This window comes from Vibrio sp. 10N.222.54.A3, from assembly GCF_041474095.1.
Taxonomy (GTDB): domain Bacteria; phylum Pseudomonadota; class Gammaproteobacteria; order Enterobacterales; family Vibrionaceae; genus Vibrio; species Vibrio crassostreae_C.
On record NZ_JBFRTN010000161.1, the window covers coordinates 1 to 763 of the forward strand.

The following is a 763-nucleotide window of genomic DNA, read 5'->3' on the forward strand; positions in this document are numbered from 1 at the left end:
GCTCGATAATGCTTAATTCTCCCAAAGGCATTTTCGACCAAGTGACGATACTTGTATAAACACCAATCCATACTGTCTTTGTCTATATCTTGTCCGTAATTGCGTTTAGCAATTACCGTTTCTCCGCCACGTTCCTTAACAAAAGTACGGAAAGGTTCGCTGTCATATCCTTTATCACAAACGATGGTATTAACTTCATCGAGTTGCTCAACTAAGCTTTCGGCATGCACTATATCGTGGCGTTGTCCCTCTGATAAATCAAAGCAAATCGGCAGGCCACCACTATCTACGGCTAAGTGAATTTTGGGTGAGTTGCCCCCGCGACTTTTTCCTATTTGCTCTGAACTTTCAGTAGCTGCACCTGTACTATGCTGATGTGCTCTAACTATAGAGCCATCAAGAAATACCCATTCAAAATCAGCCATGTTAGATAAACTTTTGAAAAGATTATCTAAAATCCCTTTCTTTGACCAAAGATTAAATCGTCTGTAAACGGTACTCCACTCTCCGAACTCAGAGGGTAGATCTCGCCAAGGAATACCTGTTCTCATTCGATAAAGTATTCCTTCAAATGTCATTCGATGTTCAGTTTTATCGTAAATACGACCTGTACTTTTCATAACTTGGAGTAGCAGTTCCCAGCGAATATCAGTTAGCATTGTTCTTGGCATGGTATTGGTTATGGTTTTACTTTTGGCGAAGCAAATTATAACTCTTTACCATGCTGTTCAAAAAACACTCACGAAAGATCAACACGCCCTAG

Annotated in this window: 1 protein-coding gene; it reads right to left on the minus strand. The window is 40.4% G+C overall.

The window, feature by feature from the left end; translation table 11 throughout:
- Nucleotides 1-671 (minus strand): IS5 family transposase (locus AB4507_RS22625; protein WP_372183454.1); only part of this gene is annotated, 671 nt, incomplete at its 3' end.
- Nucleotides 672-763 lie beyond the last annotated feature (92 nt).